This is a genomic window from Armatimonadota bacterium, assembly GCA_029907255.1.
Classification (GTDB): domain Bacteria; phylum Armatimonadota; class UBA5829; order DTJY01; family DTJY01; genus JAIMAU01.
This window is the reverse complement of record JARYMF010000006.1, coordinates 21,698-42,755: the sequence shown is the minus strand read 5'-3', so window position 1 is coordinate 42,755 and position 21,058 is coordinate 21,698. Positions and strand designations below refer to the sequence as shown.

Here is a 21,058-nt window from a genome sequence, read left to right as displayed (position 1 = left end):
TGTTCTCCAAAAAACCAATGGCAAATGTCGGCATCTTTTATCTTGCAAAACACCTCCTTCCCCCGACAGTTTTTTGCAAGATTTGGCACTTTGGAGAACCAAACAACCTCGCTACTGGCTGGTGGCCGAGCCAAAAACTAACAAGGTGCACATCCTTAAACTTCTATGGGGGAAATTATTGGGTGATATGCTAGCATTTAATTAAGAAAACTGCAATAGTTTTTTTCTGGAAATAAAAAATTTAGTGATTTTTTGATGAGGAAGATGCTACTTGAACAATCTTTGATGCGATTCTCGCCAATTCTGCTACTTTGCAAGCAAGTTGGGGATTCGTTTTAATGTAATTCCATACAAGAAACACTCGATGATAATTTTTGTTTTCTTCTTTTTGAAGCTATCGCTAAGGAAAATTTACTAAGGTATTGAAGTAAAGTTTGACAGAGAACCTTTATTTTTGTATACTTTACTTCTGTCCATCTTTTGGAAGCTTGCAACAAAATGTTTGAGAGCCTTACCGAAAAACTTCAGAATGTTTTCAAAAAGCTGCGTGGCAAGGGCACGCTCTCCGAGCAAGATGTCGCAGATGCCTTGCGAGAGATACGGCTCGTTTTGCTTGAGGCAGATGTCAATTATAAGGTTGTAAAAGATTTTACAAACACTGTGAGGGAGCGAGCAATTGGCCAGGATGTCCTCAAGAGCCTAACGCCAACACAGCAGGTAATTAAAATCGTTAACGAAGAATTGACGAGTCTGCTGGGTGGTTCAGAAGTTGGGCTTGACTTAGCTGGCAAACCGGCTGTTGTAATGCTTGTCGGTCTCCATGGATCGGGCAAGACGACAAGCGCCGCCAAGCTTGCAAACATGGTGCGTAAACAAAACCGAAAACCGCTCCTTGTCGCACTTGATGTATACCGACCGGCAGCTGTAAAGCAGCTGCAGGTGCTAGGAGATCAATTGGGCATACCAGTATTTGCATTAGGTGACAAGCACGATCCCGTAGACATAGCAAAGGCGGCAGTGAGTTCAGCGGCAAACGCAGGCCAAGACGTGGTAATTATGGATACGGCAGGCCGGCTGCACATTGATGAAGAGCTGATGGGCGAACTTTCACGCATCCGCGACGCTGTTTCCCCGAAGGAAATTCTTCTTGTTGTAGATGCGATGACAGGGCAGGATGCTGTAAACATTGCAGAGCAGTTTAACAATGCTCTTGGGGTAACCGGTTTCATCCTGACCAAGCTTGATGGGGATGCACGAGGTGGTGCAGCGCTCTCTATAAAGGCTGTTACAGGCAAGCCCATCAAACTTGTAGGCGTGGGTGAGAAGCTTGATGCTCTTGAGACGTTCCATCCCGAAAGAATGGCGTCGCGGATTCTGGGCATGGGCGACGTGCTTAGCCTAATTGAGAAAGCCGAGGCTGTTCTTGATAAACAAAAAGCAGAAGACCTTGAACGCAAGCTTAAGGAGAACAAATTTGATTTTGAGGACTATCTCGATCAGCTTCAACAGATGAGGAAAATGGGGCCGCTTGATCAAATTCTCAGCATGCTTCCAGGGTTCAACGCACGTGCAATGCAAGGTATGGAAATTGACGAGCGGCAGTTGGCGCGGACCGAAGCGATTATTCGTTCTATGACCAAGCAAGAGCGTCGGCACCCAGAGATACTAAATGGCAGCAGAAGGCGCCGGATAGCAAATGGGAGCGGCACCAGCATTCAGGAAGTAAACCGCTTGATAAAACAATTTGAAGAAATGAAGAAAATGATAAGAGGTTTTGCTGAAATTGAACAAGGGGGACGCCGACGAAAAGCAATTTCATGGCCCTTCTGATATAATAGATTTCGTTGCCGTTAGAATATGGGCACGATTAAACATATGGTAGTGAAAAATTTGTAAACACCGAGGAGGTTAGGCTTTGGCAGTAAAGATAAGACTTAGGAGGATGGGAGCTCGCAGCAAGCCGTTCTATAGGTTGGTGGTAGCGGACAGCCGGTCGCCACGTGATGGTCGGTTCATCGAAATGGTGGGATATTATGACCCACGAGCTGAACCGCCGGTGATAAATGTAAATGCAGAGAAGGTTCTTTTGTGGCTAAATCGCGGAGCTCAACCAACGGATACAGCTGCGGCGCTACTAAAAAAAGTGGGTATTTCTCATAAAGCCCTAGGAAATAAAGAGCGAACGAAGGAAGAACCAGAAAGTCCAGCTAAACCGGCCGCTGGGGAGCTTAAAGCAGAGGCTGCTTCTGAGGCAGTCAAGGGAACGGTTGCGGAGGCTGAGCCGGCGGTAGAAACGGAAGTTGAGCCTGAATCAAAAACTAGGTCTACTCGCAAAAAGAAGGCTTCTTCGGAAGACGAGGGAGCTGATACAGAAACTGCGCCTTCTGCGACCGAAACAGAAACTATTGGCAACGCTGAGGCCGCAGACGAAAAAGAGACAACTGGATAGCAGGGGCTACGGGACAGAGATACAGGCCGTAATGGCCACCGGCATGCCACGTCTAAAAGGTGTTTCATGTCGCGTGCCTGCGTCTTGCTTCCTTTCAGCCCTGCGTCTGAAAGGAGTGTTCAGATTGAAGGAATTGATAGAGTATCTAGTCAAAGCGTTGGTTGATGAGCCCGCGCAGGTGGATATCAGGGAAGTCGTTGGCGAAGAATCCACCACGTTTGAAATTCGCGTGGCACCAAACGACCTAGGCAAGGTGATTGGCAAACAAGGCAAAATTGCAAATGCGCTCCGTACCGTAGCCAAAGCTGCGGCAATGCGTGAAAAAAAGCGAGTCTATCTAGAAATCATCCCCTAAGAAGCATATCGCTGTATAATTCGGCCATTGCGAAAATGGTAGAGAAGGACTAATAGTGCCTGCCGCCTATTGGCAGGCGAATTGCTGCCAAAATGCTAGTCAAACGCAGAGTTATTATAAAGGCGGTAGTTACTGAGAAGTTCAAGAAGCAACTGATTTCGCGGTTGGAGCAGGCTCTTCAAGAGGTAAAACGCACACAACAGCAGATTGAAACTCAAGGTACGCGATATCTTGCAGAGCTAGAAGGAAGGGATCCAACGCAAGCAGTAGCTTTCGCTAAAAAACTCGAGCGCCAGAAGCGCAAGCAGGAGGCGGTAAGAGCGCGGCTAGACGAGGAGCTCTCAAAAGTCCGAATGCTTGAGTTGGGTGCTGAGCACCCCCAAGGGACGGTTGAGGGGTTAGTGGAGATAAATATAGGCGACAACATTAATGAAAAGCTTTGTGCCACTGAAGTAATTGTTGAAGACGGCTTTGTCAAGGAAATACGCAACCCCTGATGACAAGCGACGAGTGGAACGTTCTTATTGGCGAAGTGGTTGCACCGTTTGGACGTAGGGGAGAAGTGAAGGTGCTCCCCTACACCGATTACCCAGAGCACTTTTTTGAGCTTAAGGAAGTTCGGCCAGACCGCGCCACAGAAGAGCAAAACCTGAAAATTGAAGCAGTTCGACAGCATAAAAACCTACTGCTCGTGAAGTTTGAAGGTTTCAACGATATTTCGGCTGCAGAGCGGCTTAGGGGAGCAAAGCTTTATATTCGCGAAAAAGATTTAGTACCGCTTGGAAAAGACGAGTATTACATTCATGACATAATCGGACTTGAAGTGGTTACCCCCGAGGGGAAGAGCCTTGGCAAGATTAAGGAGGTCATTCGTGGGCCAGCGAATGATGTGTACGTAACTGAGCGAGCGATGATCCCGGCCGTGAAGGAGTTCGTTGTGAGTATCGACCTCCGCGAAAAGCGAATGGTCGTGCGCCCTATTCCAGGAATGGTCGAGGAAAATGAAAATGAGAGTTGATGTTCTCACCATCTTTCCGGAAATGGTGCGCTGTGGGGTGGATTATAGCATTCTTAAACGCGCCCAAGAGAACAATCTTCTCACGGTTTGCGTACATAATATCAGAGATTTTGCGGAGGATAAACACAAAACCACCGACGAGCCGCCATATGGCGGGGGCGCCGGCATGGTAATGAAACCTGAGCCAATCTTTAAAGCTGCAGAACATGTAAAAGCCGAATACTGGACTGACCAAAGCAGGATAATCCTGACCACGCCTCAAGGACAGCTTTTTAATCAAGAAAAAGCTGCCGAGCTATCAAAATGTCCTCATTTGGTTTTTATCTGTGGCCATTACGAAGGCGTGGATGAACGTGTTCGAGAGCATCTAGTAACAGATGAGCTATCAATCGGAGATTATATTTTGACTGGCGGTGAACTGCCTGCACTTGTCATACTCGATGCAGTGGCAAGGTTGATTCCGGGTGTGTTGGGGAGGGAGCAGTCTGCTCTTGAGGAATCGTTCTCGGAGGGTTTGCTCGAATACCCACAGTATACTAGGCCGGTAGAATTTCGAGGCTGGCGGGTGCCAGATGTCCTTCTATCTGGACATCATGCGGAAATTCAGAAGTGGCGTCGCTTTCAATCGTTGAAACGAACGCTAGAGCGTAGGCCAGACCTTTTGGAAAAGGCACATCTTACTGAGGAAGATTTGCGAATCCTTGATGAACTGAGGAGGTCAAAGGATTCAAGGTAAAATCGGCAAAACTAGCCGGAAGTAAGAGTCTTTTTATTTAAAAGGCTCCTCTGCCATACTAAACGCAGTACTAGCAAAAGGAGTAGTTGGAATGTCTACAGTAATACAAGAGATTGAGAAGGAACAACTGAAAGCTGAAAAGCCAGAAATTAACGTTGGCGACACAGTTCGAGTCCATGTTCGGGTCGTCGAAGCCGGTAAAGAACGAATACAGGTTTTCGAGGGCATTGTCATCGCAAAGCGCCATGATTCAGTGCGGGAAACTTTTACGGTTCGTAAAATCTCTCATGGCATTGGAGTTGAACGCACTTTCTTACTACATAGCCCCAGGATTGCTAAAATCGAGGTGGTGCGCAAAGGAAAGGTGCGTCGCGCAAAGCTCTTCTATCTGAGAGAGAAGGTAGGAAAAGCGACACGGATAAAGGAAGATAAGAACCGCGGATAATGGAGTGGCTGGCTAACCTAAAAATCGAATATGTCATAATCATATCCGTTGTTTTACTTATACTTCGCCTATGGCTTGGCCGCTACAAAACCGTGGTGGCAAAGTCGGCCGCTGAAATAGTCGAGTCGGTGCTAATTGCCATCGTACTCGTCTTCTTGATTATCCGGCCATTCATAATCCAGGCGTTTTTCATTCCATCGGGATCGATGGAGCCTACCCTTTTGGTGCATGACCACATTTTGGTCAATAAATTCATTTATCGATTCAAGGAACCTCAGCGGGGGGATATAATCGTTTTCAAGGCGCCGGAGAATGCTACTACCGATGGAGTGGAGCGAGACTACATTAAACGGCTCATTGGCTTGCCAGGTGACGTAATAGAGGTTCGCAATGGTATACTTTATAGGAATGGCAAACCCGTCCGCGAGCCATACATCAAAGAGCCAATGGATTATGAGATGCCGCCGTTTAAGGTTCCGAAAGGAATGCTTTTCGTTATGGGTGACAACCGCAATGACAGCAACGACAGCCATAGGTGGGGCCCACTCGATCGAAACCGTGTTCTCGGCAAGGCGTTAGTAATCTTCTGGCCGCCCAGCCGAATCGGAATTCCCCGCTGAAAACCTCGCTCCGCTCGTCTAGCTGGAGGCCAACTAGCCGAAGGCGGTTGTAAAAGCAGGAGCCCACGGACAATGGACTGGCTTGCAAATGTCAGAATTGAATATGTTGTCGCGGCAATTGTCATACTTTTCATCGCGCGGCTGTGGCTTGCACGTTATAAGACTCCCATTGGTAAATCGGCCGCCGAAGTAGTTGAATCTGCCCTCGTAGCAATAATCCTTGTTTTCCTCATTATCCGTCCGTTTTTTATTCAGGTTTACACCATTCGGTCGGCTTCCATGGAGCCAACGCTTCGCGAAGGCGACCACATACTTCTAAATAAACTTGTCTATCGCTTGCGGCCGCCAAGGGATGGAGAAATAATTGTATTTAGAGCACCCAAAAGTTGGACTGCTGACGGGACCGAGCGGGAATTTATAAAGAGACTTGTTGGTGTGCCTGGTGACCTAATAGCCGTTAAAAATGGAAAACTGTTACGAAATGGAAAACCTGTAGACGAACCATATATCAAAGAGCCAATGAACTACGAAATGGACCCGATTCGTGTGCCCCGCGGCAAGCTCTTCGTGATGGGGGACAATCGAAACAACAGTAATGATAGCGTAAAAGAAGGCTTGCTAGATTTGAAACGAGTTCTGGGGAAATCAATAGCCATATTTTGGCCACCTAACCGAGCGAGAATAATAAAATAAGTTGCCAATAAAACCCTATTGCTACGTATAGTTGAAAGACTAACGCAAAATGAGAAAATTTGGGCAAGGATGATAAGCTAGGGATGGAGGAAAGCCAAGATTCTGCAGACTTGTGGCATTACGAGCGAGCAGTCCGGGCACAGGGTTATCGCGTTGTCGCCGGCGTTGATGAATCAGGCCGAGGGCCGCTTGCTGGACCGGTGGTTGCGGCTGCGGTAATTCTTCCTTTCGAATGTGATATCGGCGGCATATACGATTCAAAGCAGCTTTCTCCAGCAAATCGCGAGGCCGCTTACGATAAAATTCTAAGCATTGCTTTAGGTGTTGGGGTTGGCATAGTGGATGCCGACGAAATAGACCGCTTAAATATCCTTCAAGCTACCTATCAGGCAATGCGAATTGCCATTGGCAAGCTGACCACTGCTGCCGATATCTTTCTGGTGGATGGTTATCCAATTCGCAATTTTGAATTTCCACAAGTCGGAATAATTGACGGCGATTGCAAGAGCGCAAGTATAGCAGCTGCTTCTATAATCGCAAAAGTTACGAGAGACCGCATTATGCTGAACTATGACAGATTGTATCCTCAATATGGCTTTGCTAAACACAAAGGCTATCCTACGGAAGAGCATTTGCGAAACCTTGCCATTTACGGACCTTGCGATATCCATAGGAAAACGTTCGGTCCAGTGGCGGAGGAGTTAAACCTTCTATGGGCACGGCAAGATCTGCTCTCGGCAGAGCAGGCGAAGAAAGAGCTATAAGGCATTTGGAGTCAATTGGCTATAAGGTTGTTGAGAGAAATTTCCGATGCAGCAGCGGCGAAATTGACGCAATCGCCTACGACGGAAGCGACCTGGTATTCATTGAGGTCAAAGCCAGACGAGGTACTTCATTTGGCTATCCTTCTGAGGCTGTTGACTCATTGAAACAAGCGAAGTTGATACGCTCAGCAGAGATATATCTTGCCGACCGCAACCTGGGGGAGGTTGGCGCACGCTTTGACATTGTAGAAGTCTATTTTGAAAAAGGGAAACTAGTAAGGATAGAGGTTATCAAGGGCGCTTTTATGGAGGACCGCTGAGCATGAACTATGAAGTTCGAGAAGGGAAGGAACGGCTGCCTGAAGAAGAAGATGTCTACGGAGTTAATGAGAGTACAGAGAATGAATATGATTATGAGTTCTGGATGCCCCATGAGGCGAAGCTTCGCCGCCGCAAGACACGCCTGCGCGCTCTTGCCGTTGTTGTCATCCTCGCCTTTGTCATTACAATAGGATTTTTCGAGATTATACAGCTCCTATTGAATAAGTGATACCCCTTTCATAAACCGCCAGCTTAAGGTTCTGCCGTCGGTTAAAAGTATTGGGATAAAAAAGAGATAAAACGCTTACTAAAGCACACGCAAGACTTGTTGAGCAAGAGAGTCCATGGCAGGGGCAATGTTGGGTGGAACTTTCTCAAAGCGTTTGTGCTCAAAGTCTCCTGAGTAGAGGACTGCCACGAAGTTACCTTTGCGAAAAATTAGGCGGATGTTACCGTTTTTGTCGTCGGCGGAATATGTTTCGTCTCCAATTATTCTTCCTTCAAGAGAGTGGTTGGCCCATGGGAATGAGGACCACTCGGCGCCCGGGAGGGAAAGCTTTCTTAGCGCGGAAACTGCCCATTTAGCATGGTCAACGGTGGAGAAAAAGTAATAGCATGCGACAAAGCCGTATTCAAACCTACGTGGATCGCCGACTTCATAATCAGCTGATACCATGCAATCATTGGCGTAAGCTAGAAGAACATCGCGAGAAAAACCGGCGTGATGTGCATTTATTTGTGCAAACTCATATGATAGCGGAAATTCGCGTCTAAAACCAGGAACTGTGATTTGGGCGCAGTATATTTTTGTGGCTATGCTCCTAGCTTTTGCATGTTGATTAGCTTTTTCTATCAGCTTGTCGAATCCAGGCAAAGTGCGAACTTTCTCAAAAAGCCTGCTATTTGTTGCGGCATTAATCCATCCTTGAATGCGGACATTTTGGCTTCCGTCCCCGGCGCCTACGCCAATCATGAATGGATGGTTGAAAAGGCTAGATAGATATTCGAATGCCTTGCCAGCTTCCCCATCGCGTGCTTTGCAAACCGCGGCATCAAAGTATATTTCAGGCCTACGTACCGCGGCTTTATACTTAATTGCTTTCTCATACTCGCGAGCCGCGGAGGAGTAATCTCCCTTCTTGCGGTAAAGTTCGGCGAGCCTTACTCGCAAAAAACCCTGCCTGGCAGAAGTAAAACCTGAGGTCAAGTTTCTAGTGTAATAGTCTATTGCTGCGTCGTAGTCGCCCAAGTCCTCATACAATTCTGCTAAAGCCGAGTTGATTCGTCTCTTAATAAACGCGGATTCCTTGCTAGATTCAGAAAACTTCAAACCACTTTTGAATACCCCTATGGCTGCCTTGTGCTTTCCTTGCTGTGCAAGCGATTCACCTAGCAGAAAATATACGCTGGGGTTGCGCGGTTGAATTTTAAGACACTCACGCATTAACCTTTCGGCTTCTTGGGGTTCTGCCTCAAGAGCAAGGCGAAAATATTCTCGTGTTTTCTCTTTAATTTTTTGGGCTTTGAAGTAATGAAAGACCCCCAAAATAGCTACAATGGCGACAATAACGACACTTACTTTTTGTGTTTTGGACATAGGCTTCACTTGGTTTCCTTTGAATTAAAAATTTCTTAGCGGCACGCAAAATAAAGTCTATTTCTATTAGCTATGACGAGTTGGCTTGCCCCACGGTTTCAAAAACACGCCGCTTATTCGATTTACCGTGAGGGCATTGGATGAATCCCTTGGATTTCAACATCCGCAGCATTGAGCGCTCGTTCGACATCAGCAACTCGTGCCCATTCGAATCGTGCTGCCACACCGCAGTCGCTTGATAAACTGCGTGGTATGGGAATGAGGCGGCACTCAATCCCAGCCTTAAGGAGAATCTTCTCGGCGCGGAATGCTGAGGACTGACTGTGAAAGAGTACCACCCCGTATTTTTCCAATTTTGTTTCTCCTTTTAGATTGCTTTAGCTGTGCTACGGGTCATTTTGATATGGTTAATCGGAATTCGCCAGAGCCAATGTCTTCGATGATAACATTCCATCCAGAACTTTTGGCGATTCGCTCCACGTTATCGCGTGCAGCGTATGAGTCAACTATTATCTCTATTTTTCCACGTTCACGACCCTTGATTGCCTTTTTTGCCATCATTGCAGGCATCGGACAAGATAGCCCGCGTGCATCAAGTTTAATCAAGTCGCTCATTAAAGATCCTCCTTGGATTTTTTACTTCGCGCATCGTCAGGCCAATAACAACGCAAAATACTAGTCCGATGACGAGCGCCCAAAGTCCAAATGCACCTGGTCCTTTTGGCGAGCTGGCGAGTGAGAAGTTATGTGCAAAGCCAGCTCCCACCAACATCCCGAGTACAAAAATGCCAGCATCACCATCGCCCTCCCCGGAGAGGAAAATTTGGCGTCCTGGGCACCCACCTGCAAGTGTGAACGACAATCCTGCTAGGAGCATCCCGCCAAAGTTGAAAAGTTGATTTGTATGCGCTACTGGTTGCTGGGCGAACCCTGGCTTGAACTGCCCAAGCACTACATTGGTTATGAACGCAGTGGCAATAAGTGCCAATATTCCACTAAAGAGATGTGCATCCCTAAGAAGAACAAGGTCTCGTAGTGCACCAACCGTACAGAATCTCGACCGCTGGGCAAGTAGTCCGATAAGAGCTCCTACCCCAAGAGAGATGAGAATGGGCGCATGCATGCTCCCGGGTCCTTCCGCGGAGAAAAACACGGGGCCAGTCGGTTTCCCACTGGGGTCGAAGCCCAGCTTAGGTTCGGTAATTAAAAGTACAAGCAATCCAATTGCAACCAGCGGCATCATCCATCCCAAGGCTACTGGCGCTGGTTTGCTCCTTCCAAGGTTGAATCCAGATTTCACGAAGGCTGTGCCGAGCAGTACCCCAGCAAATAGCCCTGCAATTCCAAAAATTGCATTCCAATCGCCGCCGGAAAGCCTTAGGTATGCGCGCCATGGGCATCCAAGGAACATAAGCGCCCCTATCATTGAAAACGCTCCGAGAAAAAAACGCACAATGGGTGAAGAGCCGGTCCGTGGTTTGAATTCTCGGAAGACTAAAGCGGCGACCAATGACCCGAGAATGAAACCTATTATTTCCGGGCGGATATACTGAACCACCGATGCTCGATGGAGCCCAAGAGAACCGGCAATGTCGCGAGTGAAGCATGCAACACAAATTCCCATATTGCCAGGGTTGCCACTTCTTACCAATACTGGAGCGAGTACCCCAACGGCAATACCTGTGATGATTGGTCCTGAGCTAGAACTTAGAAACCGACGAAAAGAAAGCATAGCTTGGCTCCTTTCAAATTAGGTTTAGGCTGCCACAACCGGCACGAAAGGAGCGAGAGGTTGTTTAACTTAAGAGGAAGGGTATTCGGCCGGAAACGGCAGCATTATTCTGTAATCCAATTTTTGAGCGCAACACGTGCGCCGTTGTTGAGGCATATCAAGTCTTTCTATATGCTGGCACGGTTTCCGACCTCCTTCCGGATGGGTTTGCGGGATTTAATTTGGCACTATTATATTATGGAATTGTCGGTATATACAATGCCGGCTAATGAGACATGAGGCTTTATGGAATGCTGCAAGTATTTGTTTTTGAGGTGGCTGAATTGGGGGTTTGTTGACTAGTTTGTAGGCTAGTTGATTAGAGAAATGGTGAGCCCGGTGCGAATCGAACGCACGACCCACGCCTTAAAAGGGCGTTGCTCTGCCGACTGAGCTACGGGCCCACGTTGGCGAACACATAATTATACCACATGTGGTACAAAATAATCAATAGTTTAGATTTCGCGGAAGACAATAAATGTGTTTGGAAATCGCGCCGAGTTCATGAGGAAGCTTATTAGGTATAAAAGGACGGCGTGCTTGACGGCGTCGTAAAATCATGTTAAATTTTATATAAAACGCCCCGACATAGTCGGGGTATTTTTATTGCGTAAAGTCGGGATTGATTGCTAAATGAGGTTGTTCAAAGGATTATTTCAAAAAGTTGACCAGCTTCTTTCTCGTGGCAGGCTTGTGGATGACGAGTTTTTTGATGAACTTGAGGAGGCGCTCATACAGGCCGACTTAAACGTCCACACTACAATGCGCATAGTTTCTGGCCTGAGGGAAGACGCTCGAAAAGAGCGAATCTCAGAACCAGAGCAGGTGCGCGAAAGGCTCAAGCAGCAGCTGGCTGAAATATTATCCCAAGGAGAGGGTCCTGCACTGCGTAGTTCTGATGGGCTTTCTGCCTACCTTATAGTTGGCGTAAATGGCACGGGGAAGACGACTTCGATTGCGAAACTTGCGCACAGATTCAAATCGCAGGGGAAGCGTGTAATCCTAGCCGCGGCAGACACCTTCCGTGCGGCGGCAATTGACCAACTCGAGATATGGGCGAATCGAATTGGAGTTGACCTCATTAGACAGCGCGAAGGTGCCGACCCAGCAGCAGTAGTCTATGATGCTATTCAGGCGGCAAAATCGAGGAAAGCCGATGTTCTGATTGCTGATACAGCAGGTCGCCTTCACACAAGAAGCAATCTTATGGAAGAACTGAAAAAAATTAGTCGAGTAATTGAACGTGAGCTAGGCCGCCCCGCCGATGAAACGCTGCTGGTGCTTGATGCGACCACCGGCCAGAACGCAATCAGCCAGGCTAGAGAGTTTCTAAGCGCCGTTAAGGTTACTGGAATTGTGCTGGCAAAGCTTGACGGTACTGCAAAGGGCGGAATTGTTGTAACAATAAAGGACGAATTGGGTATACCTATCAAGCTTGTTGGTACTGGAGAGAAACTTGAAGACTTGGAAGAGTTTAACTGCAATGACTTCGTGGAGTCTCTTTTATAGAAATTGATTTCCTTTCAACTTAGTTATTTAAGAGGCGCCAAAAAGCACAGTCGCGAGTAAGTACACATAATTTAGCTAAAATTGGCGAAAAGCCCCCGGAGAATTCGGAACTAGCCGGGGGCTTTTTATTTCAATGCCTCAGAGCTGCTACGAGTATTATTGCTGTTTGCGACAATTTTAGGCGTTGAATTGCCAGCCCTATTAGATTTTTACAGGAAATTGCAAGTTTTGATTGATATTTGGATTGGTGATTAATGAATTAGGGAATGGTAGCAATATCGTTTGAATTTGCACGAGGTTACCCTTAAAGTTGGCTAGTTGAAAGGAACGTATCATTTATACGCTGAAACCAGGGGAGATGTTCTAATGAACCGTCAGCCTCGAATTTTTGGTCTTGTATGGCCGCCAAGCAGATTTGCTACGTGGGCGGATGTTATCATCATAGTTGGAATCGGCGTTTTAATTTATATAGGGGTTGAGTTAGCAAGAGGTGCGCCTAGGGTAATTAGCGGGCCTAAGATATCCCTTGAACCGTCTGCATTGGCGCTGTACGCTGTGTTATCTACTGCAAGAATGGCTGCCGCATACATACTATCTATGTTATTCACGATTGTGTATGGTTATATCGCCGCGAGAAACCGAAGTGCCGAATGGATAATGATACCGCTTCTCGATGTCTTTCAAAGTGTGCCAATACTTTCTTTTCTTCCGGTCGTTTTACTAAGTCTTTCTGCGATAATGCCAGAAAAAATAGCTGCTGGGTTGGCATCTATCGTGCTAATATTCACCAGCCAAGTTTGGAACCTAACATTCGCTTGGTATCAATCGCTTACGACAATTCCAAGCGAGCTCAGCGAGGTCAGTGCGATCTTTCGATTTAACACCTGGTTTCGCCTTAAGGTTCTAGAGCTTCCGTTTGCCGCTATTAGCCTAATTTGGAATAGTATGATGAGCTGGGCAGGCGGTTGGTTTTTCTTAATGGCAGCGGAGATATTCACGGTTGGCAACCGCGATTTTCGGCTGCCTGGGCTAGGTAGTTACCTACAGACCGCCGCAAACGAAGGCAACGTGCGCTCTATTTTACTGGGAATTTTGACCTTAGTTTTGGTTATAGTTGCTTTGGACCAGCTTGTTTGGCGTCCTCTTCTGGTATGGGCTAAACGTTTCAGATTGGAAATGGTTACTGGCGCTCCTGAGCCTCATTCTTGGTTTTACGATGTTTTACATAATTCATTACTTGTTAAGCGGTTCAATAGCAGCGTATTGCAGCCACTTGGGGAAAAACTCGATGCTTGGTCATTGCGGCACTTCCCGGCCGATATCAAAAAAGCTGAAAGTCATCGCAGGCCTTCCATGGCTATCGCTGTGTTTGCGATTTTAATAGGCGGGCTTGCGTATGGTGTATATCGTGCGTCGGAAATGCTTGTCGAATTATCGTTGGCAGAATGGTTGGATATAGGCATAGGTGTGCTTGCAACGTTAGCACGCGTGGCAATTTCGCTCGTTGTGGCTCTTGCGTGGACAATACCCGTGGGAACCATTTTGGGAACTAACCGAAAGCTGGCAACTTGGATTCAGCCAGTGGTTCAGGTGATGGCGTCAATTCCTGCTACTGCTTTCTTCCCCATTCTAGTTATGTTGCTAATCGGTCTGAAAGGTGGAATTAATTTTGCGGCGGTTCTTCTAATGCTGATGGGCACCCAGTGGTATCTTCTTTTTAATGTGATTGCTGGAGCAAGCGAGATCCCGCAGGACCTTAAGTATACATCAATTTTATTGGGATTAAACAAATGGGAGCAGTGGCGAACACTTACGCTTCCTGCGTTGTTTCCCTATATTATCACAGGAGCAATAACAGCAAGTGGCGGAGCGTGGAATGCTAGCATTGTTGCCGAATACGTTGAGTTCGGCAAGAAAACTATTTTTACAACCGGTATAGGTTCCACTATTGCGCGTGCGACTGCCACGGGAAACTTCCCGCTTCTGCTAGCATCTACAATCAGCATGATTCTGGCAGTCGTGCTTATAAACCGATTGTTTTGGCGGCGCCTTTATCGGATAGCCGCAGATAGGTATAAATTGGAGTAAGCCTATGGCAGTTGAAGCGTTGGTCAAGCTTGATAGGGTGACTCAGAAATATTTTACGGGCAAAAAAGAATTCATTGCTATTCGCGATGTAAGCCTTACTGTATACGATGGCGAATTTGTTGTGCTCGTTGGGCCTTCGGGTTGTGGAAAGAGCACTTTGTTGAGGATTGTTACTGGCTTGCAAAAACCAACCGAAGGAGAAGTTTTTTACCGTGGACAGCCTGTCGTAGGTGTAAACCCTCATGCAACGATTGTCTTTCAAACATTTGCGCTTTTCCCATGGCTGACTGTCCAGCAAAATGTGGAGGTTGTTCTTAAAGCTCGTGGTGTTCCAGGTCCTGACCGCATTCGCAGAACCATCGAACTCCTTGACCGTGTGGGACTAGATGGTTTTGAAACGGCGTATCCACGCGAGCTTTCAGGAGGTATGCGCCAAAAAGTTGGATTTGCACGGGCAATGGCGGTTGAGCCAGAATTATTATGTCTAGACGAACCCTTCTCAGCACTGGATGTGCTGAGTGCTGAATCATTGCGCGGCGAGCTACTTGAGCTCTGGTTGAGTGGGGGCATTCCTACGAAGGCGATACTGATGGTTACGCATAATATAGAAGAAGCCGTTTTTCTGGCAGATAGGATTGTTGTAATGGAAAAGGAGCCTGGTAGAATAGTGGCGGATGTAGTCGTGGATTTACCGCAGCCTCGCCAACGTAAATCTCCAAGTTTTGCGAACTTAGTAGACCGTGTCTATTCAATACTTGCAGGTCAGACGCAGCCCGAGCATATCGAGCTTGGCACGGCGCCTGGAGAGCCAGGGCACACTCGAGCTTTGCCCAACGTGGCGATAGCTGACCTAGCAGGCGTGCTTGAGCGGCTAATAGAAATGCCCAATCATACTGCTGATATATTCAGGCTTGCGGAGGAACTGCGAGTTGATTCAGATCGTTTGCTAAGGGTTACTGATGCGGCGGAGCTCCTAGGGTTTGCAACTCTTTCTCAAGGCGATATTACTTTAACCCCACTGGGTGAGGCATTTGCCGAAGCCCGAATCAACACCCGAAAAGAGATATTTGCAACGCGCATACGCAGGTTACCGCTATTTCAATGGTTGCTTAGAATGCTTGATGCAGCAGATAAGCACCAAATTGAGCGGGACGTTGCAATTGCAGCGCTTGAATTGGAATTTCCGCCGCGGGAAGCCAAACGTCAGCTTGATTTGATCATCGAGTGGGGTCGATATGCTGAGTTATTGGAATATGACCATGCGAGCGGCTTGATATTCCTTAGCGCCAGGAGTGTTGTTACAGCACAGGCTTAGTCACGCATGAAAAAGTTTTTATAATTTCAAGAAGGAGTTTTTCAAGTGAAAAAAGTTCTTTTTGTTTGTATTCACAATTCGGGGCGAAGTCAGATGGCCGAGGCTTTCGCAAAGGAATTTGGCAAGGGCAAAATCATTGCCGAGTCAGCCGGAACATCGCCTGCAAAAACTATTAATCCATCGGTCGTTCAAGTGATGGAAGAGATAGGCTATGATATGAGTGGCCACTATCCAAAGGTTTTGACGCTAGACATGATTAAGAGTGCGGATAGGGTAATTACAATGGGCTGTGGGGTGAATATGGGTGACGCAGGCCGCAATAGTGCTGTGTGCCCGGTTGTATTTGTCGAATCCGAAGATTGGGGCATTGAAGATCCCGAAGGTCAGCCTATTGAGAAAGTCCGCGAGATTCGAGACCGGATTAAAGCGAAGGTAAAAAAGCTAGTTGAAGAGTTGACGGGGATTAAGACCAACAATGAAGGATAATAGGGTTGGTAACCTAAGTCTGTTATCATTTTTTGAAAAGATGTCATCAAATTGACATCTTTTGGCGCTAGGGTTAGAATTGGCTAGAGCCAGGGTGACCGATTAGAACATTTAGTTCTAGACCAATCATCCCGACAATTACTTTGTAAGACCATATTAGTCATCGGAGGCACTGCATGAGGGTACTCATCACTGGAATTACAGGAATGGCAGGCAGCCATTTGGCGGACTATCTGCTTTCACTCCCTGAAAAAATTGAAATATACGGTACTTTTCGCTGGCGTAGCCGCATGGAGAATGTTGCTCATCTCGAGGGCAAAATAAATCTCATCCAATGTGAGCTGACGGATTTTAGCAATACCGTCAGAGCGTTAGAAATCTCCAAACCTGATTTCATATTCCATCTTGCCGCTCAGAGCTATGTCCTTGCCAGCTGGAGTTCGCCGACTGCGACCATGCTAGAAAATCCCAGGATGCAAATAAATTTATTCGAGGCAATGTTGCTCCTAGGCATAGATTGTCCGATTCAGGTTGCCTTAAGCTCGGAAGAATACGGTATGGTTTATCCTAATGAACTGCCAATTAACGAGGATAACCCGCTGAGGCCATTGAGCCCTTATGCCGTTAGCAAGGTAACGCAAGATATGATGGCATATCAGTATTATAAAAGCCATGGGTTGAAGACAATTCGCACGCGCGCATTCAACCATGAAGGTCCTCGTCGTGGCGATGTTTTCGTAACAAGCAACTTTGCCAAACAAATTGCACTGATAGAGGCCGGGAAGCAGGAGCCTGTGATTTACGTTGGCAACCTAAAAGCCAAGCGAGATTGGAGCGACGTCCGAGACGTGGTTCGTGCCTATTGGCTTGCGGTTAACAAATGCATTCCTGGCGAAGTCTATGTAATAGCGTCAGGCAAGTGCTATAGTGTTGAAGAAATGCTAAACATGTTGCTTGATATGTCAACAGTCAAGGTTGAAATACGAGAAGATCCAGCAAGAATGCGGCCTTCTGATGTCATGGTACTTCAAGGTGATGCCTCCAAATTCAGAGCCCAAACAGGATGGGAGCCGACGATTCCACTGGAGCAAACGCTAGCTGATCTGCTGAACCATTGGAGGGAGGAGGTTCAGCGACAAAATGCCCCATGAGACGACGCTGATAACGGGAGTTGGCGGTTTCGTCGGGCGACATCTTGCCGAGCTATTAGTCAAATCAGGCGCCTTCGTATATGGAACAATACTTTCGCCTGAGGAAGTATCCTCAGACAATCCAATTCCCGGCGTCGAGCTGATGGTTTGCCATCTTGAAAACCAGTCCAATGTCGAGGAAGTAATAAATAGCGTACAGCCTTCGGTTGTGTATCATCTGGCGGCTCAAAGCTCGGTTTCACGTTCACTAAGCGATCCCATTGGGACCTTCAAAACGAACGTGATGGGAACACTTCATTTGTTGGAATCGCTAAGGGGCCTGCCAAATTTGAGAGTGTTGGTGTTAATAAGTTCAGCCGAAGTGTATGGCATAGTTTCCGAATCTGACCTTCCCATTACCGAAAGGGCATCCCTTGACCCTGCTAATCCATATGCATGCAGTAAGGCTTGTGCGGACCTGCTTGGAGTTCAATATTTCCGCATATTCCAAGTCCCGGTAATTAGGTTGCGGCCGTTCAACCATATTGGGCCTGGGCAATCGGACGCTTTTGTGGCATCAAACTTTGCACGTCAAATTGCTGAAATCGAAGCTGGAATTCGTCCCCCAAAGCTGATGGTTGGTAACCTTGATGCAAAACGTGATTTTACTGATGTTAGAGATATCGTTCGTGCATATGTGTTAGCAGCAGAGAGGTGTTCGCCTGGAGATGTATACAATATTTGCTCTGGCAAGGCAGTAAGCATACGTGAAGTGTTAGACCAGCTTCTTACTTTGACATCTGTTCAGATTGAGGTTGTCCAGGAACCCGACCGCATGCGTCCGTCGGATCTCCCAATACTTGTAGGTGATTGCTCAAAGTTCCATGCTGAAACAGGTTGGGCTCCCGAAATTTCGCTCGCCCAGACACTCAAAGATCTTCTGAATTTCTGGCGTGCGAGGGTATCCTGAACAGAGTTTTATGGTTTTTAGAAAATATGTCGTTTTAGCAGTAATATAGAATCGAACCTTCTAGGTTATTGAGGGATAAGCAATTGACATCTTTTGCCACCACTGATATAATAATTCGGTTTTCTTAACGCGGTGTGTTGGTGGTTTCAACAAGTGAGATACATTTGGAAAATCTTAATCTAAAAGGTCAGCAAAGAAGCAGTGCTGACCTTTTATTTTTTACTGCTCATCCAGGACTACGGTCACTTTTTAAGTACGGTGAACGATCGCTTCTTAGATCGGGAGGATTTATCGCATGATACGCCTTTTACCTAAGCAGGAGTCATTCTACGATTTACTTGAGAAACAGGTTCAGATGGTAAACGAAGCAGCCCATATTCTTGTCCAGCTGATGGCCGATTGCCGTGATGCCGAAGACATTGCCTTCAAGATAAGAGCAATGGAGCATGACGCAGATGAGCTAACCCATGAGGTAATTCGGAAATTGAATACTACTTTTGTCACCCCACTTGACCGCGAGGACATTCATGCCCTCACAAGCGCTCTCGACGACATCATGGATTATATTGAGGCTGCAGCCGACCGAATACTTCTATACGAGATCACTCAGCCTACGGAGGCGGGGGCCAAGCTTTCGAAGATTCTTGCTGAAGCCACTGAACAGACCGTTCAAGCTGTTGGATGTCTTAGGGATATCAAACGCTCGGCGCCGGTGCGCGAAGCGTGCATTTTGATAAATCGTCTAGAAAATCAAGGCGATCAAGTAAATCGTGCCGCTCTTGCAAAGCTATTCCAAATGCATGATAAGCCAATTGAGGCTCTCAAATGGCGTGAAATCTATGATCATATTGAGACAGCAATTGATAAGTGCGAAGATGTTGCCGATATAATTGAGTCAACTTGCCTGAAAAATGCTTAACGCGGGATGAAAAATGAAACGCTTTCGCTTCATGCCTACGGAAGAAAACTTTTTTGAGCTTTTTGAGGAAATAGCCCAAGCCCTTGTCGAAGCCGCCAAGGTGCTCCACGAATTAATCACTAATTACGAGGACATTGAGCATAAAACTCACTTACTTCGTGAGATGGAGAAGCGGATAGACCGAGCGACTGGTGGAATATGCGATCGATTGAATATTAGCTTCGTAACGCCAATTGACCGGGAAGATATACACAACCTTGCGGTTTCAATGGATGAGGTTCTGGATTATATAGAGGCATCTGCCGACCGCATGAAGCTTTATGGTGTTGAGGACCCGGCAGCGGAAGTGCCTGAGACGGCGGAGATATCTGCTATCCTTGTCCAGGCAACTGAGCAAATTCAAATAGGCATCAAGGCGCTTTCAAATCTTCGGCAGATTGACCAAGTACTGAATCCTTGCGTTAGAATAAACGAGCTGGAAAACGACGCGGATAAGTTGCTTAGGAAAGCACTGAACCGATTGTTTAAGGAAAAGACGAGGCCACTCGATATAGTCAAGTGGCAGGAGATTATCTACAGATTAGAATTAGCCACAGATAAGTGTGAAGATGTGGCAAATGTTTTGGAAAGCATAGTGGTGAAAAATGCCTGATGCAACAATTATACTTCTCGGGACAGTAGTTGTTCTTGCACTAGCTTTCGACTTCATAAATGGCTTTCATGATACAGCAAACGCCATAGCTACTTCGGTTCTCACTCGCGCGCTCTCCATTCGGAATGCGATATTTCTTTCTGCTATGCAAAATTTTGTGGGAGCGATGATGTGGACAGGCGTAGCGCAAACGATAGGAAAGGGTATTGTAGACCCAAGCCTGGTTACTGGCAAAGGCGGGCAGATTCTTGTGCTTTCAGCACTTGTCGGAGCAATTACGTGGAATCTCATAACATGGTACTTCGGCCTTCCTAGCAGCTCGTCTCATGCGTTAATAGGCGGGGTTATGGGGGCTGCCGTTGCATATAAAGGAATTGGCGTGCTCAACGAGGAAGGACTTAAAAAAATCTTTATTTCCCTTATAGGGTCTCCTATCGTGGGCTTCCTGGCGGGCGCAACGCTAATGATTTTGGTGATGAACATTTTTGCCCAGCAGGCCCCTTCGAAGCTTAATAGATATTTCAAGGTTCTCCAAGTCCTCTCAGCCAATTTTATGGCTTTCACCCATGGGTCCAACGATGCTCAGAAGTCAATGGGAATTATTACCATGGCGTTGGTTGTTGGCGGTTTTTTACCCACTGTGCAAGTTCCACTTTGGGTGAAGGTAACATGTGCGGCAGCGATGGCATTGGGAACTGCAGCTGGTGGTTGGCGGATTATTAAAACTGTTGGAAAAAAAATTATGGGGCTTCAACCTGTTCACGGTTTCGCCTCCGAGACAGCAGCCGCGTTGGTAGTTCTTTCCGCAACCTTATGGCATGCACCGGTTAGCACCACTCATGTGATATCATCCTCAGTGATGGGTGTTGGTTCGGCAAAACGACTTTCGGCAGTAAGATGGGGGATCGTCGGCCAAATTGTCCTAGCTTGGCTGATGACGCTGCCTATTTCGGCGCTGCTTAGCATGATTAGCTATGCCCTACTACACATTGTATTACATTAAGAAGCTGAACTTGGAAAGCTTGCTTGCTATGCTTCCCAAAAATGACAGCAAAAATTTGCAAGCGTTACTGGCTCGGCACAGATTTCCTGATCTGTGCATTTTCTCGGATGTCCTCGTCCGTGCCGCAGTTGGAATTTACGCAGATGAAGGCGCGATACGCAAAGAACCTATAACGTAAAAAGGTAGCTGGGTTTAAAACTGGCAACGGTTTATAAAA

At 46.9% G+C, this 21,058-nt stretch carries 25 protein-coding genes and 1 tRNA gene; 21 read left to right on the top strand and 5 right to left on the bottom strand.

What is annotated here, in order from left to right:
• Positions 1–498 precede the first annotated feature (498 nt).
• From ffh to QHH26_06655, 12 genes are all read left to right on the top strand, one after another.
• Positions 499–1,830 (top strand): signal recognition particle protein, encoded by a 1,332-nt coding sequence (gene ffh / locus QHH26_06710; protein MDH7481651.1) that lies wholly within the window; start codon positions 499–501, stop codon positions 1,828–1,830.
• 85 nt (positions 1,831–1,915) lie between these two features.
• Positions 1,916–2,449, top strand: coding sequence for a 30S ribosomal protein S16 (gene rpsP, locus QHH26_06705; protein ID MDH7481650.1), 534 nt, complete (start codon positions 1,916–1,918; stop codon positions 2,447–2,449).
• A gap of 124 nt (positions 2,450–2,573) precedes the next feature.
• Positions 2,574–2,804, top strand: coding sequence for a KH domain-containing protein (locus tag QHH26_06700; protein MDH7481649.1), 231 nt, complete (start codon positions 2,574–2,576; stop codon positions 2,802–2,804).
• 92 nt (positions 2,805–2,896) lie between these two features.
• Entirely contained in the window at positions 2,897–3,301 is a 405-nt protein-coding gene (locus QHH26_06695; GenBank protein MDH7481648.1) for a YlqD family protein, read from the top strand.
• A complete protein-coding gene (gene rimM, locus QHH26_06690; protein MDH7481647.1) occupies positions 3,301–3,822 on the top strand; it encodes a ribosome maturation factor RimM in 522 nt (173 codons plus the stop codon). The genes QHH26_06695 and rimM overlap by 1 nt, the downstream gene beginning before the upstream one ends.
• The gene (gene trmD / locus QHH26_06685; GenBank protein MDH7481646.1) at positions 3,812–4,558 is read left to right on the top strand and encodes a tRNA (guanosine(37)-N1)-methyltransferase TrmD; all 747 of its coding nucleotides are present in this window, start codon (positions 3,812–3,814) and stop codon (positions 4,556–4,558) included. The genes rimM and trmD overlap by 11 nt, the downstream gene beginning before the upstream one ends.
• A 91-nt stretch (positions 4,559–4,649) precedes the next feature.
• Positions 4,650–5,003: a 50S ribosomal protein L19 gene (gene rplS / locus QHH26_06680; protein ID MDH7481645.1), complete on the top strand. Its 354-nt coding sequence runs from the start codon at positions 4,650–4,652 to the stop codon at positions 5,001–5,003.
• Positions 5,003–5,623, top strand: coding sequence for a signal peptidase I (gene lepB / locus QHH26_06675; protein MDH7481644.1), 621 nt, complete (start codon positions 5,003–5,005; stop codon positions 5,621–5,623). The genes rplS and lepB (QHH26_06675) overlap by 1 nt, the downstream gene beginning before the upstream one ends.
• Positions 5,624–5,695: 72 nt before the next feature.
• Positions 5,696–6,316, top strand: coding sequence for a signal peptidase I (gene lepB / locus QHH26_06670; GenBank protein ID MDH7481643.1), 621 nt, complete (start codon positions 5,696–5,698; stop codon positions 6,314–6,316).
• A gap of 83 nt (positions 6,317–6,399) precedes the next feature.
• The gene (locus tag QHH26_06665) at positions 6,400–7,080 is read left to right on the top strand and encodes a ribonuclease HII (protein ID MDH7481642.1); all 681 of its coding nucleotides are present in this window, start codon (positions 6,400–6,402) and stop codon (positions 7,078–7,080) included.
• Positions 7,029–7,400, top strand: a complete 372-nt coding sequence (locus QHH26_06660) for a YraN family protein (GenBank protein ID MDH7481641.1) — start codon at positions 7,029–7,031, stop codon at positions 7,398–7,400. The genes QHH26_06665 and QHH26_06660 overlap by 52 nt, the downstream gene beginning before the upstream one ends.
• A 2-nt stretch (positions 7,401–7,402) precedes the next feature.
• Positions 7,403–7,630, top strand: a complete 228-nt coding sequence (locus QHH26_06655) for a hypothetical protein (protein MDH7481640.1) — start codon at positions 7,403–7,405, stop codon at positions 7,628–7,630.
• 78 nt (positions 7,631–7,708) lie between these two features.
• Here QHH26_06655 and QHH26_06650 read toward each other — a convergent pair whose 3' ends face one another.
• From QHH26_06650 to QHH26_06630, 5 genes are all read right to left on the bottom strand, one after another.
• Positions 7,709–8,998 (bottom strand): tetratricopeptide repeat protein, encoded by a 1,290-nt coding sequence (locus QHH26_06650; GenBank protein MDH7481639.1) that lies wholly within the window; start codon positions 8,996–8,998, stop codon positions 7,709–7,711.
• Positions 8,999–9,120: 122 nt separating this feature from the next.
• The gene (locus QHH26_06645) at positions 9,121–9,351 is read right to left on the bottom strand and encodes a DUF3343 domain-containing protein (GenBank protein ID MDH7481638.1); all 231 of its coding nucleotides are present in this window, start codon (positions 9,349–9,351) and stop codon (positions 9,121–9,123) included.
• A 40-nt stretch (positions 9,352–9,391) separates the two neighbouring features.
• On the bottom strand, positions 9,392–9,613 hold the full coding sequence (locus QHH26_06640; GenBank protein ID MDH7481637.1) for a sulfurtransferase TusA family protein: 222 nt from the start codon (positions 9,611–9,613) through the stop codon (positions 9,392–9,394).
• On the bottom strand, positions 9,597–10,730 hold the full coding sequence (gene yedE, locus QHH26_06635; GenBank protein MDH7481636.1) for a YedE family putative selenium transporter: 1,134 nt from the start codon (positions 10,728–10,730) through the stop codon (positions 9,597–9,599). Before yedE ends, QHH26_06640 begins: the two co-directional genes overlap by 17 nt.
• A gap of 367 nt (positions 10,731–11,097) precedes the next feature.
• Positions 11,098–11,173, bottom strand: a tRNA-Lys gene (locus QHH26_06630).
• Positions 11,174–11,402: 229 nt separating this feature from the next.
• Between QHH26_06630 and ftsY the strand changes: the two genes are divergently transcribed.
• The 9 genes from ftsY (at position 11,403) to QHH26_06585 (ending at position 20,841) form a co-directional block, all read left to right on the top strand.
• On the top strand, positions 11,403–12,278 hold the full coding sequence (ftsY, locus tag QHH26_06625; GenBank protein MDH7481635.1) for a signal recognition particle-docking protein FtsY: 876 nt from the start codon (positions 11,403–11,405) through the stop codon (positions 12,276–12,278).
• Between the two features lie 366 nt (positions 12,279–12,644).
• On the top strand, positions 12,645–14,366 hold the full coding sequence (locus QHH26_06620; GenBank protein ID MDH7481634.1) for an ABC transporter permease subunit: 1,722 nt from the start codon (positions 12,645–12,647) through the stop codon (positions 14,364–14,366).
• Between the two features lie 4 nt (positions 14,367–14,370).
• The gene (locus QHH26_06615) at positions 14,371–15,681 is read left to right on the top strand and encodes a nitrate/sulfonate/bicarbonate ABC transporter ATP-binding protein (GenBank protein ID MDH7481633.1); all 1,311 of its coding nucleotides are present in this window, start codon (positions 14,371–14,373) and stop codon (positions 15,679–15,681) included.
• Positions 15,682–15,726: 45 nt separating this feature from the next.
• Complete coding sequence (locus tag QHH26_06610; protein ID MDH7481632.1) at positions 15,727–16,167, top strand: arsenate reductase ArsC; 441 nt, start codon at positions 15,727–15,729, stop codon at positions 16,165–16,167.
• Positions 16,168–16,343: 176 nt separating this feature from the next.
• Positions 16,344–17,318, top strand: coding sequence for a GDP-mannose 4,6-dehydratase (locus QHH26_06605; GenBank protein ID MDH7481631.1), 975 nt, complete (start codon positions 16,344–16,346; stop codon positions 17,316–17,318).
• The gene (locus QHH26_06600) at positions 17,308–18,267 is read left to right on the top strand and encodes a GDP-mannose 4,6-dehydratase (GenBank protein ID MDH7481630.1); all 960 of its coding nucleotides are present in this window, start codon (positions 17,308–17,310) and stop codon (positions 18,265–18,267) included. The genes QHH26_06605 and QHH26_06600 overlap by 11 nt, the downstream gene beginning before the upstream one ends.
• 295 nt (positions 18,268–18,562) lie before the next feature.
• On the top strand, positions 18,563–19,186 hold the full coding sequence (locus QHH26_06595) for a DUF47 family protein (protein ID MDH7481629.1): 624 nt from the start codon (positions 18,563–18,565) through the stop codon (positions 19,184–19,186).
• A 13-nt stretch (positions 19,187–19,199) separates the two neighbouring features.
• On the top strand, positions 19,200–19,838 hold the full coding sequence (locus QHH26_06590; protein ID MDH7481628.1) for a DUF47 family protein: 639 nt from the start codon (positions 19,200–19,202) through the stop codon (positions 19,836–19,838).
• Positions 19,831–20,841: an inorganic phosphate transporter gene (locus QHH26_06585; protein MDH7481627.1), complete on the top strand. Its 1,011-nt coding sequence runs from the start codon at positions 19,831–19,833 to the stop codon at positions 20,839–20,841. Before QHH26_06590 ends, QHH26_06585 begins: the two co-directional genes overlap by 8 nt.
• Positions 20,842–21,058 lie beyond the last annotated feature (217 nt).

Bases quoted from the DNA above. Each gene is read 5' to 3' on its own strand.
- rimM (MDH7481647.1), top strand. From the start codon at position 3,301: ATGACAAGCGACGAGTGGAACGTTCTTATTGGCGAAGTGGTTGCACCG.
- QHH26_06665 (MDH7481642.1), top strand. From the start codon at position 6,400: ATGGAGGAAAGCCAAGATTCTGCAGACTTGTGGCATTACGAGCGAGCA.
- QHH26_06655 (MDH7481640.1), top strand. From the start codon at position 7,403: ATGAACTATGAAGTTCGAGAAGGGAAGGAACGGCTGCCTGAAGAAGAA.
- trmD (MDH7481646.1), top strand. From the start codon at position 3,812: ATGAGAGTTGATGTTCTCACCATCTTTCCGGAAATGGTGCGCTGTGGG.
- rplS (MDH7481645.1), top strand. From the start codon at position 4,650: ATGTCTACAGTAATACAAGAGATTGAGAAGGAACAACTGAAAGCTGAA.
- QHH26_06595 (MDH7481629.1), top strand. From the start codon at position 18,563: ATGATACGCCTTTTACCTAAGCAGGAGTCATTCTACGATTTACTTGAG.
- QHH26_06605 (MDH7481631.1), top strand. From the start codon at position 16,344: ATGAGGGTACTCATCACTGGAATTACAGGAATGGCAGGCAGCCATTTG.
- lepB (MDH7481644.1), top strand. From the start codon at position 5,003: ATGGAGTGGCTGGCTAACCTAAAAATCGAATATGTCATAATCATATCC.
- QHH26_06640 (MDH7481637.1), bottom strand. From the start codon at position 9,613: ATGAGCGACTTGATTAAACTTGATGCACGCGGGCTATCTTGTCCGATG.
- QHH26_06660 (MDH7481641.1), top strand. From the start codon at position 7,029: ATGGGCACGGCAAGATCTGCTCTCGGCAGAGCAGGCGAAGAAAGAGCT.
- lepB (MDH7481643.1), top strand. From the start codon at position 5,696: ATGGACTGGCTTGCAAATGTCAGAATTGAATATGTTGTCGCGGCAATT.
- QHH26_06620 (MDH7481634.1), top strand. From the start codon at position 12,645: ATGAACCGTCAGCCTCGAATTTTTGGTCTTGTATGGCCGCCAAGCAGA.
- QHH26_06585 (MDH7481627.1), top strand. From the start codon at position 19,831: ATGCCTGATGCAACAATTATACTTCTCGGGACAGTAGTTGTTCTTGCA.
- ftsY (MDH7481635.1), top strand. From the start codon at position 11,403: ATGAGGTTGTTCAAAGGATTATTTCAAAAAGTTGACCAGCTTCTTTCT.
- QHH26_06695 (MDH7481648.1), top strand. From the start codon at position 2,897: ATGCTAGTCAAACGCAGAGTTATTATAAAGGCGGTAGTTACTGAGAAG.
- yedE (MDH7481636.1), bottom strand. From the start codon at position 10,730: ATGCTTTCTTTTCGTCGGTTTCTAAGTTCTAGCTCAGGACCAATCATC.
- QHH26_06590 (MDH7481628.1), top strand. From the start codon at position 19,200: ATGAAACGCTTTCGCTTCATGCCTACGGAAGAAAACTTTTTTGAGCTT.
- QHH26_06600 (MDH7481630.1), top strand. From the start codon at position 17,308: ATGCCCCATGAGACGACGCTGATAACGGGAGTTGGCGGTTTCGTCGGG.
- QHH26_06650 (MDH7481639.1), bottom strand. From the start codon at position 8,998: ATGTCCAAAACACAAAAAGTAAGTGTCGTTATTGTCGCCATTGTAGCT.
- QHH26_06615 (MDH7481633.1), top strand. From the start codon at position 14,371: ATGGCAGTTGAAGCGTTGGTCAAGCTTGATAGGGTGACTCAGAAATAT.
- ffh (MDH7481651.1), top strand. From the start codon at position 499: ATGTTTGAGAGCCTTACCGAAAAACTTCAGAATGTTTTCAAAAAGCTG.